At 60.0% G+C, this 14,365-nt stretch carries 12 protein-coding genes and 1 pseudogene; 11 read left to right on the plus strand and 2 right to left on the minus strand.

Annotated features, from left to right (window positions below):
* Positions 1–103 precede the first annotated feature (103 nt).
* Both ACK5NW_RS12920 and ACK5NW_RS12925 read left to right on the plus strand, forming a co-directional pair.
* Entirely contained in the window at positions 104–454 is a 351-nt protein-coding gene (locus tag ACK5NW_RS12920; protein WP_416928702.1) for a hypothetical protein, read from the plus strand.
* Positions 455–1,002: 548 nt separating this feature from the next.
* A pseudogene (locus ACK5NW_RS12925) lies at positions 1,003–1,152 on the plus strand (methionine aminotransferase); the annotation flags it as partial.
* A gap of 120 nt (positions 1,153–1,272) precedes the next feature.
* Here ACK5NW_RS12925 and ACK5NW_RS12930 read toward each other — a convergent pair.
* The gene (locus ACK5NW_RS12930; RefSeq protein WP_416928704.1) at positions 1,273–1,665 is read right to left on the minus strand and encodes a hypothetical protein; all 393 of its coding nucleotides are present in this window, start codon (positions 1,663–1,665) and stop codon (positions 1,273–1,275) included.
* A 175-nt stretch (positions 1,666–1,840) separates the two neighbouring features.
* Here ACK5NW_RS12930 and ACK5NW_RS12935 point away from each other — a divergent pair, with 175 nt between their 5' ends.
* Both ACK5NW_RS12935 and ACK5NW_RS12940 read left to right on the plus strand, forming a co-directional pair.
* The gene (locus tag ACK5NW_RS12935) at positions 1,841–2,578 is read left to right on the plus strand and encodes a response regulator (RefSeq protein WP_416928706.1); all 738 of its coding nucleotides are present in this window, start codon (positions 1,841–1,843) and stop codon (positions 2,576–2,578) included.
* Positions 2,578–3,915, plus strand: a complete 1,338-nt coding sequence (locus ACK5NW_RS12940; RefSeq protein WP_416928708.1) for a sensor histidine kinase — start codon at positions 2,578–2,580, stop codon at positions 3,913–3,915. The genes ACK5NW_RS12935 and ACK5NW_RS12940 overlap by 1 nt, the downstream gene beginning before the upstream one ends.
* 42 nt (positions 3,916–3,957) lie before the next feature.
* Here ACK5NW_RS12940 and ACK5NW_RS12945 read toward each other — a convergent pair whose 3' ends face one another.
* The gene (locus tag ACK5NW_RS12945; RefSeq protein WP_416928710.1) at positions 3,958–4,776 is read right to left on the minus strand and encodes a crotonase/enoyl-CoA hydratase family protein; all 819 of its coding nucleotides are present in this window, start codon (positions 4,774–4,776) and stop codon (positions 3,958–3,960) included.
* A gap of 146 nt (positions 4,777–4,922) precedes the next feature.
* Here ACK5NW_RS12945 and ACK5NW_RS12950 point away from each other — a divergent pair, with 146 nt between their 5' ends.
* From ACK5NW_RS12950 to ACK5NW_RS12980, 7 genes are all read left to right on the plus strand, one after another.
* Positions 4,923–5,798 (plus strand): branched-chain amino acid ABC transporter permease, encoded by an 876-nt coding sequence (locus ACK5NW_RS12950; RefSeq protein ID WP_416928712.1) that lies wholly within the window; start codon positions 4,923–4,925, stop codon positions 5,796–5,798.
* A gap of 156 nt (positions 5,799–5,954) precedes the next feature.
* A complete protein-coding gene (locus tag ACK5NW_RS12955) occupies positions 5,955–7,031 on the plus strand; it encodes a branched-chain amino acid ABC transporter permease (protein ID WP_416928714.1) in 1,077 nt (358 codons plus the stop codon).
* Between the two features lie 580 nt (positions 7,032–7,611).
* Entirely contained in the window at positions 7,612–8,424 is an 813-nt protein-coding gene (locus tag ACK5NW_RS12960; RefSeq protein ID WP_416928716.1) for an ABC transporter ATP-binding protein, read from the plus strand.
* Positions 8,421–9,194, plus strand: coding sequence for an ABC transporter ATP-binding protein (locus ACK5NW_RS12965; RefSeq protein ID WP_416928718.1), 774 nt, complete (start codon positions 8,421–8,423; stop codon positions 9,192–9,194). The genes ACK5NW_RS12960 and ACK5NW_RS12965 overlap by 4 nt, the downstream gene beginning before the upstream one ends.
* A 2-nt stretch (positions 9,195–9,196) precedes the next feature.
* On the plus strand, positions 9,197–11,056 hold the full coding sequence (locus ACK5NW_RS12970; RefSeq protein WP_416928720.1) for an AMP-dependent synthetase/ligase: 1,860 nt from the start codon (positions 9,197–9,199) through the stop codon (positions 11,054–11,056).
* Between the two features lie 121 nt (positions 11,057–11,177).
* Positions 11,178–12,344, plus strand: a complete 1,167-nt coding sequence (locus ACK5NW_RS12975; protein WP_416928722.1) for an ABC transporter substrate-binding protein — start codon at positions 11,178–11,180, stop codon at positions 12,342–12,344.
* A 367-nt stretch (positions 12,345–12,711) separates the two neighbouring features.
* Positions 12,712–14,346: a DNA-3-methyladenine glycosylase 2 family protein gene (locus ACK5NW_RS12980; protein ID WP_416928724.1), complete on the plus strand. Its 1,635-nt coding sequence runs from the start codon at positions 12,712–12,714 to the stop codon at positions 14,344–14,346.
* The last annotated feature ends 19 nt before the right edge of the window (positions 14,347–14,365 follow it).

Raw genomic sequence — 14,365 nt, forward strand, 5'->3', positions numbered from 1 at the left:
ACGCTTGCGCGTGCGTTTGGCTGCAAGCTCGAATCCAGTGGTGGCAAGGCTTGTCTGTTGCATCGCTCCACTGTCTCAGATCAGGCCGTCATGGGGCTGACTTTTGCAGACCTTCCTTAACCAGAGCGAGCCAGAATTTAGTTCGCCCGAGTCTGCTATCGGAGGACTGGAATTGGCTCGGTACGCACAATGGGTTAGAGCTGCTGCTGTAGTGAATGCAGCAGAAACTGGTCAAACCGCACAATCGTTTATAGAAAATGAAGTGCTGATGAAAACGAAGGATCCGCGAAAAGTTCTCGCAGTGGTCATGGATTTAAGCAATGGCGAGCTTGAAATTGTTAAGCGTTCAAATTCAAGTTTATTGATTGGACTCAGATCGGTTATACAAAATGGAATCAGGAACTTTCCAGGCAATGAATTTTATATCGAAGCTTACAAAAAATTGAGTAATTGATTTTTGGCCAATCTGCCTCACCGCAAGATTAAAATCACTTTTCAATCCAATATTACCAGAGGCACTACAACCACCCTTCCATGGGACTCGAAAATGATGCCAACATTCTTTTTAATTAACCTTATATTTTATTTTCAAAAATACAGAAGAATAATAGGTTTTCTATTCAAACAAAAATATAGTTTAAAAATATTCTCACGCATCCTTGGCTCGTAATTATATTTATAATGATCATATGACTACTGAGAATATTGTTTTAAATAATAAACAAAGCGGCAACAATGGAAAGAATACTCAATGCATGGATCGCGCATTTGCTGATGATGGGCTTGCTGTCAACCGGAGTCGTCGCCTTACACGCCGAGACCAGCACGACCGTCGCGCCTGACGCAAAGGAGCAAGGCGATTGGCTGCAGATGCTGAAAACCAGCGGCATCGATCGCTCCCTGCTTGAACTGCCGGGTCAATTCAAGCAGGGGCTGAGCAGGCCAAGGCGCAGGGAGCAGCCATACCGCCTGAAGTCGTACAGGCGCTGGGAGAAGCGTAGATGTCAGTGGCTCACGCGCGAAATCGGCGTCGCCGCCATTCCACTATCAGCCTTTTATGGCGACAGCTTTGACCAGAAGGTCATCCGCTTTTGCTTTGCCAAAAAGGACGGCACGCTGCGCGACGCATTGCAGCGCCTGGCGCGGCTTTGATGCAGCTTAAAAGCTACTGATTCAAGAGCTGCGTACCGCTTGCTTACCTGCTTCAAAGGGCGGTTTTATCTGTGATTTTCAGACCCTTGATGCAAGGGTGCCATGCTGGGCTTTTTCGCCTCAAACGCCATTGGCGCGGCGTGGCTGCATCGCAGGCACTGCATAGCGCGAAGGTTGCCCCATCGGCGTCAGGGTATGCCCGGGCTGCTGGTACTCGCCAGCCAGCGGCGGCGTCTGCACCGCTTCAGCCCGCACTTCGGCGCGCGAGCGCATGGATGGGCCAAGCACAGCATCTGGGGCAAACGGCATCTCGCCCGAGGCGACCTGCGTCACATCCACCGGCACGTCGACACGCGGAGTCGCCATCACGGCAGCTGTGCCCATGTAGGTGGGCTGGGGCGGCTGTGCAAATGGCATCTCACCCGAATCGGGCTGCAAGGTATCGGCCCAGACAGGGCTGACAATGGCAGTCAATGCAGTAGTGGTAATTAGAATAAAACGGCGAACTTTCATGATGTGCTCCTTTCAAGGTGCGAGTTAAGGTGAAGTGATTTCACCGCGGCAACGCCCTCAAAGCTTGTCTGCACACCCCCTGTTTGGTACCTCAACCTGTCAACGAGCAGCAGTGACAAAGTGCGATACAAAACAAGCGCTGAATGTATCTGCCGCCTGCTTACACTGCCTGCCCATGGATGCTTCAGATCACATTGCCATCGTCGATGACGACCCCGCTATCCGCGAGTTGCTGGCCGAGCAACTGAAGCGCCAGGGCCTGCGGGTGAGCGCCGCTGCCTCCGCCAAGGCGCTGCGCACCTTGCTGATGCAGTCACCCGTGGACTTGATCGTGCTCGATGTAATGATGCCGGGCGAAGATGGTTTGACACTGCTCAAAAGCCTGCGCGCCAGCGAGCACGCCGCCACACCAGTGCTGTTGTTGACCGCGCTGGCCGAAGACGTTGACCGCATCATCGGCCTGGAAATGGGCGCTGACGATTACCTGAGCAAACCCTTCGCCCCGCGCGAGCTGGTGGCGCGCATTCGCGCCGTGCTGCGCCGCGCCCGCATGCTGCCACCCGGCCAGGCCAGTGCCCGCCCCAGCCGCTATGCCCGCTTTGGCGACTGGCAACTGGACAGCGTAGAGCGCCTGTTGACCAGCCACGATGGCGTGTCGATGCCCTTGAACGGGGCTGAATTTTCGCTGCTGCTGTTTTTGCTCGACCACGCGCAGCACATCGTCACGCGCGATCAGTTGCTGGTACATCTGGCTGGGCGTGATGCCGATGTGTTTGACCGCTCGGTCGATTTGCGCGTATCGCGCTTGCGCAAACGGCTGGGCGACGACGCGCGCGAACCCAGTTACATCAAAACTGTTCGCAACGAAGGTTACGTGCTGGCCAAGCCGGTGCAATGGCAGGACCACCCCTGATGCGCTGGCCCCATTCGCTCAAGGCCAGGCTGCTGCTGATTTTGCTGTGCAGCATCGCAGGGCTGGAATTGCTGAGCGTAGGAGCCATGGGCTGGCAACGCGGCTACGACGCCCGCTGGCTGGCCAACCAGCACATCGCCCAAGACGTGCTGTGGCTGCACACACGGCTGTCAGCCATGCCTGAAGCCCAACGCCCCGAAGCCATTGGCTTGATGCAGCGCGGCAGCTATCACCCCAGGCTGCAATCAGCCGCCAGTCCTGTGGTAACAGCCGTCAACACCTCCGGCATACCGCCGCAAATGCAAGCCCTGCACGAGGCGGTACAAGCACAAGCGGGCAACGCCTTACCTGTCACGCTGACACAAGCCGGCAGCCAACCCGCACTGCGGCTGCCACTGAACAGCGCACAGGCGCTGTTGGTGGTGTTTGACAAAACCTTACCTGGCACGCTGCCCAGCGTGCGCTCCATCCTGCTGTACGTGCTGCTGATTACCGGTATCGTGACTTTGATTGCAAGCTGGGCCGTCACTTTGGTCACGCGCCCGCTGGGCCACCTGACCACTGCGGTGCGCGCTCTGGCCGCCGACGTGGTCAGTGCCCAGCCTCTGAGCGGTAACGGCTCGCTGGAAATTCAAACACTGACCACCGGCTTCAACGCCATGCAGCGTGCCGTGCAACAACAGTTGCGCGAGCGCACACAGATTCTGGCTGCCATCTCGCATGATCTAAAGACTCCCCTCACCCGTCTGAAGCTGCGCTTGTCCAGCCTGGTCGATAGCCCATCGCGCGCATTCATCGAAGCCGACCTGGACGCCATGGACACGCTGATCGACGAAGGGTTGGAATACGCCCGCAGCGCACAACTGCGCGAGCAACGCGTGCCCATGAACATCGTCGGCCTGCTCGAATCGCTGACCGATCAAGCCACCGACCTGGGACACAACTGCCGGTTTAAACACCCCGGCGTGCGCTTTACGGTTACCGCTGCCCCGCGCGCACTGGAGCGCTTGCTGCAAAACCTGATCGACAACGCCTTGCGCTACGGCGGGCAGGCGGATCTGTCGGTACAAGCCAGCCATCAAGGCATTGAAGTGCGCGTGTCCGATCGCGGCCCTGGCGTGCCTGCCGACCAGTTGGAACACCTGTTCGAGCCTTTTGTGCGCGGCGAAGCCTCACGCGGGCGCGACGCCGGTGGCACCGGCCTGGGTCTGGCCATTGCCCGCAACACTGCCAACGCCCACGGTGGACGCGTGTGGCTGTCGGCGCGCCAAGGCGGCGGGCTGGTGGCGCATTTGTGGCTGCCACAAACCGGCACCGCGGAAGCTGTCATGCGTTGACGCCCCGCTTATTGGCACATTGCTTGGCGGCAAAGCTCATCCCTAAAAGCTGCCATGCCGCCCTTGCCCTGCCGCAAAACGCGCCGCCCCTGCCAGTGCATCGCCCAAGCACTCACGACCCGAACTCCATTCACGTTGCATGGCCTCACGCCACGGCCAATCCCATTGCGTGAGCACACTCAAGCGATCTGCGCGCATCGTCGCCTGGGGAAAGGCTGCCATTTGCTCGGCCAGCGCAAGCGCACCAGCCAAGGCCTGGCCGGACGGCGTGACACGGTTGGCCAGGCCAATGCTCAAAGCCTCTTCGGCTTTCACCTGTCGGCCCGTCAAAATCAAATCCAGCGCCCGACTCTGGCCAATCAGGCGCGGCAGGCGCACCGTACCGCCATCGATCAGCGGCACACCAAAGCGGCGGCAGTACACACCGAAATAAGCGTCTTCTGCCATTACGCGCAGGTCGCACCACAAGGCCAGCTCCATGCCACCGGCGACCGCCGCACCCTCGATGGCCGCAATCACCGGTTTGCTGAGCTGCAAGCGCGAAGGCCCCATGGGCCCTGCCACAGGCCCTGCTGACTTTGCCACATCTGCGGGGTAATCCAGCTCGGCCAGCAGGCACGGTACCTCGCGCGGCGCGTCATCGGCCAAGACGGCACCCGACTTCAAATCCCAACCGGCGCAAAAGTGACCGTTCGCGCCATGAAAAACAGCCACACGTGCCCCCTCATCGACCTCAAATTCCATAAAGGCTTGATACAAAGCACGCGCCGTCGCAGCATCGACCGCATTGCGCACGTCGGGCCGATTCACCGTGATGAGCGTGATCGTTCCATGACGTGTTGCAAGCACATTCTGGCTCATAGGGTTTCCTCTTTGAGTTTGTCCTCAGTCGCACTGCGGCGACTCAGCGTGACAGCATAGGGTTATTCGGGGCTGCCCTGCCATAGGGTCACTGCTAAAGTTTTAAAACGCTAGCTCAATAGCCCATCCCCCTCGAAGGAGACAGTTTGCAATTTTTGCAGTTGGTGATCAGCGGAACAGCGCAGGGCTGTATCTACGGCTTGATCGCACTGGGTTTTGTATTGATTTACAAAGCGACCGAAACCGTCAGCTTTGCCCAAGGCGAGCTGATGATGCTGGGAGCCTTTGCCGGGCTGGCAGGCATGACGCTGCTGGGTTTTCCGTATTGGCTGGCGGTGCTGGCAGCGATTGCAGCCATGGGCGCATTTGGCATAGGGCTGGAGCGCGTTGTGATTCGGCCTATCCTCGGTCAACCTGCGTTTTCGATCGTCATGCTGACGATTGGCATCGGCTACATGACCCGCGGGTTGATCACCATGATCCCGAACATTGGCACCGAAACCCATACCTTGCTGGTGCCCTACAAAAACCTCGTCTGGAATGCAGGCCCTTTGGTGTTGAGCGCAGAACAGGTGGTGGTAATTATCGTCACCACGGTCTTGTGCGCGGGGCTGTTTGCCTTGTTCAAGTACAGCAAGCTGGGCATCGCCATGCAGGCCGCATCGCAAAATCAACTGGCCGCCTACTACATGGGTATCCCCGTCAAGCGCCTGAATGGCTTGGCATGGGGGCTGGCCGCCGTGGTGGCAGCGATAGCGGGCCTGCTGCTGGCACCGATCACTTTTGTGCACGCCAATATGGGCTTCATTGGCCTGAAGGCGTTTCCTGCTGCGGTGGTGGGCGGGTTTGGCAGCCTGCCAGGGGCCATCGTGGGGGGGCTGATCATCGGCATCGTCGAATCGCTGTCGGGCTTTTACCTGCCAGAAGGTTTCAAGGATATCGCTGCCTACATCGTGGTTTTGATCATGCTGATGATCAAACCCAATGGCCTGTTCGGCGAAAAACTCCGGAAAAAGGTATGACCCCCCTGAGCCGCTTCGCACCTTTCCCCATTTGCTGCGCGGGGAGGACAACGCCAGTGCCCGGCGCAGGTCCGGGCACGGCGTTCACCCGCATGGCCTGCTCCGCGGCCTTCAGCTCGGCGCTGAGGACAGCTTCCGCCGGAGGAAAAGGCTGAGATGCGCTTCATCTTCAAGACCGACTACGTGCAGGACATCCGGCTGATCAAGCACGGTGGTCAGATGTTTTGGTACGCGCTGTTGCTGTTGTTCATGTTCGCCGCCCCCTGGCTGATACCTGAATACTGGCTGGCACAACTGACCTTTGTGTTGATTTACAGCATCGTCGGTCTGGGGCTGATGCTGCTGGCGGGCTTCACTGGCCAGTTCTCCATCGGCCATGCCGCTTTTTTAGGCGTAGGTGCCTACGCACAAGCGGTATTGACCAACGCTGGCCTGCCATTTCCACTCGCCATGTTGTGCGCCGCCGTACTGGCTGCCGCAGTGGGTGTGGTGGTGGGCCTGCCGGCGCTGCGCGTTAAGGGTATTTACCTCGGTATCGCCACGCTGGCCTTTGGCTTCATCGTTGAAGAGGTGTTCGCACGCTGGGAATCGGTGACCGGCGGCAACGCTGGCATGCACGTCAAATCACCGGCTATTGGGGGCTGGAAGATCGACTCCGAAGAAGGCTTTTATTTCATCTGCCTGTTGACAGCGGTGCTGGTCACCCTGGGCGTACTCAATCTGCTGCGCAGTGCCACCGGACGGGCGTTCGTCGCTATTCGCGACTCAGAAATTTCGGCCCAGAGCATGGGAATCCATCTGGCGCGCTACAAAACGCTGTCGTTCGCCCTGTCAGCCGCGCTGGCCGGTCTGGGCGGGGCGCTGTATGCGCACAAACTGCGCTTTCTGTCGCCGGATCAGTTCAACATCATCCAGTCGATCGATTTACTTCTGCTGGTAGTCATCGGCGGCCTGGGTTCAGTGCACGGTGCATTTTTAGGTGCCGTGTTTTTGATCGCCATGCCCCAGGTGATTGCACTGACCAAGGACTACCTGCCCGACGCCATTGGTCAGGCCCCTGGCCTGCAAACGGTGGTCTATGGTGGAGTGCTGGTCGCTTTCGTGCTGTTCGAGCCGCTGGGACTGTACGGACGTTGGCTGAAAGTGCGCACCTGGCTGCAACTGTTTCCGTTCTACCGCAAGGGCATGTTCAAGCGGCAGAAGTCCTTCCAGAAATCCGACAGGTTGAAATGAACGTCCCCCTGACTCGCCTGCGGCACCTTCCCCCGCTCTCTGCGGGCTGGGGACAACGCCAGTGCCCGGCGCAGGTCCGGGCACGGCGTTCGCTGGACTGGCCTGCTCCGCGGCCACCCGATGCATGCGGCCCAGAACCAGGGCCGAGCGCAGCGATGGCCCGAGTGGAGTTCACATCCCTCTCAACCCGTGCCGAGAAGCGCAGGGCGTGGGGCGAACCTGGGCAGCGCAGCATACCCAGGCTTCGTGCACTGACTCGCTGCGGCTGTCTGAGCGGAGCGCCATGGGCGCGCAGCGAGTTCCGCAGCGCCGCCCCGCGCCCGAGCATCGCAGGCTGCCCGCAGCGCAGTGGAGGGACACGGGGTGTGGGGTCGCCTTTTCTTTGCCTACTTTCTTCTGGCGATGCAAAAGAAAGTAGGCGCGCCGCCGGGCGCACATCCCGGCCAGCGGCACATCCTCAACGCCCAGACGATCATTCAAGACGACGCAACCAAGATTCGGAGCCAAATCAGCCTCCAGCGCCAGCATATCAATCACCACCAGCTATCAAATCAGAAGCATCCAACCAGGAGCCGATGCCGTGAGCAACGACACCTTGCTCTCAGCCCAGAACCTCAGCGTGCGCTTTGGCGGCGTGCTGGCCGTCAGCGACGTCAGCTTCGACGTGCGACGCGGCGAGGTGTTCACCCTGATCGGCCCCAACGGCGCTGGCAAAACCACGGTGTTCAACCTGATCAGCCGCATCTACACCCCCACCAGCGGCCAGATCGACTATGCCGGCCCGCACGGCATGCTGCGCCTGACCGACCAGCCGGCGCACAAGGTGGCCTCGCTCGGCATTGCACGCACGTTCCAGAACATCGAGCTGTTCGAGCACGCCACGGTGCTGCACAACCTGCTGATCGGCCGTCACACGCACCGGCAAACAGGCTTTTGGAGCGAGCTGTTGTTCACCCCCGCCACGCGCGCGGCCGAGCTGAAGGCGCGCGAGCAGGTGGAGCGCGTGATCGACCTGCTGGACTTGCAGCACCACCGCGAATCGACCGTGGCCGGGCTACCCTACGGCGTGCGCAAGGTGGTCGAGCTGGCGCGCGCGCTGTGCGCCGAGCCGCAGCTGCTGCTGCTGGACGAACCATCGTCCGGTCTGAACGTCGAAGAAACTGACGACATGGCGTTCTGGATCCAGGACATCGTGCAAGAGCTGGGCATCACCGTGCTGATGGTCGAACACGACATGGCGCTGGTATCGCGCGTGTCCGACCGCGTGCTGGCCATGAACCAGGGTGAGGTATTGGCCATGGGCACACCACGTGAAGTGCAAAACGACCCTGCCGTGGCCGAAGCCTATCTAGGTTCTGTCGACGATGTCGCTTCGCTCAGGAGAACGGCATGAGCGATACCGTCTTGAAACTGCTCAACGTCGAAAGCGCCTACGGCCCGATCAAAGCCATCCGCGGCGTCAGTCTGCAAGTGCTGCAAGGTCAGATTGCCACCGTGCTGGGCAGCAATGGCGCGGGCAAAAGCACCATCCTCAAAACCATCTCGGGCATCATCGACCCGCGCAAAGGCAGCATCGAATTCAAGGGCCAGGACATCACCTCCAAAGACCCAGCCTTCGTCGTGCAACAGGGCCTGTCGCATGTGCCCGAGGGGCGCGAGGTGTTTCCGCTGCTGTCGGTGCGCGACAACCTGCTGATGGGCGCTTACACCCGCCATGACCGCGATGCCGTGGCACGCGACATCGAGCAGGTCTACGCCTACTTCCCGATCCTGAAAGAGCGCGCCACACAAGACGCTGGCCTGCTCTCTGGCGGCCAGCAGCAGATGTTGGCTATCAGCCGCGCGCTAATGGCCCAACCCAAGCTGATTTTGCTGGATGAGCCGAGCTTGGGTTTGAGTCCCAAACTGACCAAGGAAATCTTTGAAATCGTGGTGCGCATCAACCGCGAACGCGGCACCACCATCTTGCTGGTCGAACAAAACGCCAACATGGCGCTGAATGCGGCCGACTATGGCTACGTGCTCGAAAACGGCCGTATCGTCATGGAAGACACCTGCGAGCACCTGCGCGAGAAAGACGACATCAAGGAGTTCTACCTCGGCATGAAGGACGAAGGCGTGCGCGGCGAGCGGCGCTGGAAAAAAAAGAAAACCTGGAGATAAGCATGAGCAATCTTTGGGACCTGTCCGCCATTCAACCGCGCACCGAGAGCGTGCTGGATGGCGACACCATTCCGGCCATGTTCTGGAACGCCGTTGCCCAGCGCAGCGATGCGGTATGGCTGCGCAACAAGGATTTGGGCATCTGGCGCAGCTGGAGCTGGGCACAGGTGGGCGAGGCAGTGCGCGAAATCGCTGGCGGACTGATGCACCTAGGTCTGGCGCATGGTGAAACAGCCTCCATCCTGTCCAACACCGTGATCGAATGGGTGTGGGCCGATCTGGCCGTGCTCAGTTGTGGCGGTGTGGCCAACGGCATCTACCCCACCGACGCCGCCAGTCAGGTGCACTACCTGTGTGAAGATTCGCACACCCGCGTGCTGTTCGTCGAAAACGACGAGCAGCTCGACAAGGCACTGGAAGTGCGCGATCAACTACCGTTGCTACAAAAAGTGGTGGTATTCGACATGAAGGGGTTGCGCGACCTTCAAGATCCCGGCGTCATCAGCCTGGATGCGCTGCGCGCGCTGGGCCGTGCCTACAACGCCTCCCACCCCGACGCGCTGGCCCAACGCCTGAAAGCCGTGCAGCCCGAAGACTTGGCAATTTTGGTCTACACCTCGGGCACCACCGGCAAGCCCAAAGGTGCCATGCATACCCACGCCGGGCTGACTTACACCGTGCGCGGGTACAACACCCTGATCGCGCGCAGCGAAGCAGACGAGTGCATGTGTTTTCTACCGCTGTGTCACATCGCCGAACGCATGGGCGGCGAGTATTTCTCCCTTTACACCGGTGCCAAGCTGAACTTTGTCGAAAACCCCGACACCGTGCCCGAAAACGTGCGCGAGATCGCCCCCACCGTGTTCACTGCTGTGCCACGAGTGTGGGAGAAGTTTTATTCCGGTGTTGCCATCGCGCTGAAAGAAGGCACGCGTTTGCAACAAACCGTCTACGCCTGGAGCATCGGCGTCGGCCAACGCATTGCTGACCGGGTGTTGGCTGATCAGCCGGTGCCTGCCGGACTGAAGCTGCAATTTCGTCTGGCGCGCTGGCTGGCGTTGGACAACGTGCGCCGACTGATCGGCATTCACCGTGCGCGCTTTCTGGTTACCGGCGCCGCGCCGATCTCGCCCGAGCTGGTCAAGTGGTACTTGGCACTGGGCGTTCCCATGCTGGAAGTCTGGGGCATGACCGAGACTTGCGGTGCGGCCACCGGCGTGCCAGCGCGGCAGATCAAGCCCGGCTCCATCGGCCCAGCGGCCGATTTCAATCAGGTGCGCATCGATGCGGAGACCGGTGAAATCCAAGTCAAAGGCTCCAACGTATTCGCGGGCTACTTGAACCTGCCTGAAAAAACCGCCGACACCTTCACCGCCGACGGCTGGCTGCGCACCGGCGACGTGGGTGCGGTGGATGCCGATGGGTTCTTCCGCATCACCGACCGCATGAAGGACATCATCATCACCGCCGGCGGCAAGAACGTGACGCCCAGCGAGCTGGAAAACGAACTCAAATTCAGCCCCTACGTCACCGATGCCGTGGTGATCGGCGACGCACGACCCTACCTGACGGTGATCATCATGATCGACCAGGAAAACGTCGAGAAGTACGCGCAGGACCACGACGTGCCGTTTTCCAACTACGCCAGCCTGACACGCGCAGCCGAAGTGCAAGCGTTGATTCAGGGCGTGATCAATGAGGTCAACACCAAGTTTGCCCGCGTCGAACAAATCAAAAAATTCTTTCTGCTCGACACCCAACTGAGCGCCGAAGATGAGGAGCTGACACCCACCATGAAGCTCAAACGCAAGTTGGTGCAAACCAAATACGCACCCCAGATCGACGCCATGTACCGAGGCTGATGCGCGTACATCAGGGTATTCACCCCAACACTTGCCAAAAACCACCCAGACAATCCCTGTTCAAGCTGAAATTTTTCATGATCTCGCCCTAGTTTCATTGGCCCTTCAAGGAGTTGTTCTCATGTCTAAGAAGATTGCATTTATCACATTGGTTTGCGCATCGGCGTTCAGCACATCTGCCGTGTTGGCGCAGTCGCAGGGGGTCAGCAAAGATCAGATCATGCTCGGCTCCATTCAGGATTTGTCTGGACCGCTGGCGGGCTTTGGCAAGCAAGTGCGCATGGGAATGCAATTGCGGGTGGACGAAATCAACCAACAAGGCGGCATCCATGGCCGCAAGATCAATCTGAAAATTGAAGACTCGGGCTACGACCCCAAGCGCGCCGTGCTGGCGGCGCAAAAGCTGGTCAACCAGGACAAAATTTTCGCCATGGTGGGCCATCTCGGCACGGCACAAAACGTGGCCACGTTTCCGATCCTGTTCGACAAGAACATCATCAACTTCTTCCCTGTTACAGCCGCACGCGAGATGTATGAACCCATCAACCGCTTGAAGTACGCGTTTGCCGCAACGTACTTCGATCAGATGCGCCTGGGTGCACCCAAATTGGCCAAGGAAAAGAGCGCCAAGAAAATATGCACCATTTATCAGGATGACGAGTTTGGCCTGGAGGTGCTGCGTGGTGCAGAAGCTGGCCTGAAAGTCGTTGGCATGGAAATAGCAGAAAAGACCACGTTCAAGCGCGGTGCCACCGATTTCTCCTCGCAAGTGGCGCGCATGAAGTCGGCTGGGTGCGACTTCGTGGTGCTGGGCACCCTCATTCGCGAAACCATTGGCACGATTGGTGAGGCGCGCAAAACTGGTTTCAGCCCCACTTTTCTAGGGTCCAGCGGTGCCTATACCGACCTGATCCACAAACTGGGTGGCAAGCCCATGGACGGGCTGTACGCCACCATGACGGTGCAAAACCCGTACACCGATGAGGCCGCAGAGCCGATCCGCGTCTGGGCCAACAAATACAAGACCAAATTCAATGAAGACCCAACCGTGTTCTCAGTCTATGGCTACTTGCTGATCGATGTCTTCTCCAAAGGCGCTCAAAAGGCCGGCACCCAACTCAGCACAGACAGCTTCATCCAGGCCATGGACAGCACCACCATCGCCCCAGACATCTTCGGCTCAGCCGAGATGACCTTCACTTCAACCAAACGTCTGGGCAATGCAACCTCGCGCATGTCGCAAATCCAGGATGGAAAGTGGAAAGTGGTCTCCGATTACCTCAAGTAAGCTGGACACCTTTGTTGCCCACTGGCTGAAACACCAGCCACCCAGCAACAAGGGCTGTTTTTCATGCTGGCTGGATAAGCCGCTTTATCTGGCTTTGATGCTGAGTCAGCATGCGGTCAATGCGGTGGCTGTCTTTTCATCTCAGAGCGTGTTCAAAGTCTCAGCGTGAGGGGTGTGGGATGCGGATCGGGATGGGCTGCAAGGCGCAAACCGCAGCGATACTTGGCGGTATCGCGAGGATTTACAACGCAGCAGACCGCCCGAGGCCGCGCCCATACACCCGCGCAGAGACTTTGAACACGCTCTCTCAGTACACCACGTCCGAAAACGGCGAGTCTGGCTGCTTGGCGGGCCTATCATCCGCAGCATGGACTTGCCCTTGCCCGCCTTGCCCCTTGATGCCAGCGCCTGCTACAGCGCCTTGCAAGCGCACGATGCGCGTTTTGACGGTGCGTTTTTCACTGGGGTAACTTCCACCGGCATCTATTGCCGCCCGGTATGCCGCGCCAAAACACCACGGCGCGAGAACTGCCGTTTTTTCAGCCACGCCGCACAGGCCGAAAGCGCGGGCTTTCGCCCTTGCCTGCGCTGTCGGCCTGAGCTGGCACCGCAGGCGCTGACCTGGTCGGCGCAGGATGCCTCTGCCCTGCTGGCGCAACACGCAGCGCGCCTTCTGGATACGCCCGATGCCTGGGGCGATGAAGCGCCCAGCGTGTCCGGGTTGGCTGCACGCCTGGGCGTGAGTGACCGGCACTTGCGCCGCGTGTTCGAAGCCGAGTTGGGTGTGTCGCCACTGGCCTGGCTGCAAACACGTCGCCTGCTGGCGGCCAAGCAGTTGTTGACCGACACGCGCTTGCCGATCACGCAGGTGGCCATGGCAGCGGGTTTTGCCAGCTTGCGGCGCTTCAATGCCGCATTTGCCCAGCACTATGGCCTGAGTCCTACCGCGCTGCGACGTGAAGGCAGCCACCACGCTGCGCCGGGTGCGGTAACGGTGACCTTGGGCTTTCGCCCTCCTTATGACGCAGCCGCCCTGCTGCGTTTTTTTGCCCAACGCGCCATTAGCGGTATGGAACATGTCGATATCGCCGCAGGCACACTGGTGCGCACGCTGCGCGTGGGCGATACCGCAGGTTGGGTGGCCTGCACCTTCGATGAGGCTGCCAGTCACGTGCACGTGCACGTGCAGGTGGCCGAGGCACTGGTGGCGCAACTGCCGCGCGTGATGGTCCGCGTGCGCGCCTGGCTGGATCTGGATGCCGACCCTGTCGCCATTGATGCCATGCTGGGCCGTGACTTTCCCGGCAGCGCTGGTCTGCGCGTGCCGGGCACACTGGATGGTTTTGAACTGGCCGTGCGTGCTGTGCTGGGCCAGCAAATTACGGTGGCAGCGGCACGCACACTGGGGCAGCGGCTGGTGGATACCTTTGGCGAGTCGCTGGCCAGCGGCAACCCCTCAGCCTCTGCTGTTCATGCCGTGTCCGTCTCTGCACCTTCCCCGGCGCGCACCCCGGCGCGTGCCACGGCCTTGACAGACCCAGCCCAATCCAACAACAGGCCGCCATTACCGGACGAGTTGAATCGCCTGTTCCCCACCCCCGCCACATTGGCCTCAGCCAGCGGCCACGCACTGGGGCAACTGGGTATCGTGCGCCAACGCCAGGCAGCGTTGCAAGCACTGGCGCACGCTGTGAACAGCGGCGCACTCGCGCTGCACCCAGGTGCCGACGTGCCCGCCACTTTGAGCGCACTCACGGCTCTGCCCGGCATTGGCGACTGGACGGCGCAATACATTGCGCTGCGCGCACTGCGCTGGCCCGATGCTTTTCCAGCGGGCGATGTGGCACTGCATACCGCCCTGGGGGTGCGCGATCAGCCACGTCCGGCACAGGTCGCCGCCGCACTGGCCGAGCGCTGGCGGCCATGGCGCGGCTACGCCGTGCTGCGCGCCTGGCAGGGCGCAACGGCATCCAGCACCCGCAAGCAACTGTCAACTCCATAGCTGCTTACAGCTTCTGTAC

Origin of the sequence: Ottowia sp. (genome assembly GCF_047975795.1) — a bacterium.
Lineage (GTDB): Bacteria > Pseudomonadota > Gammaproteobacteria > Burkholderiales > Burkholderiaceae_C > Ottowia.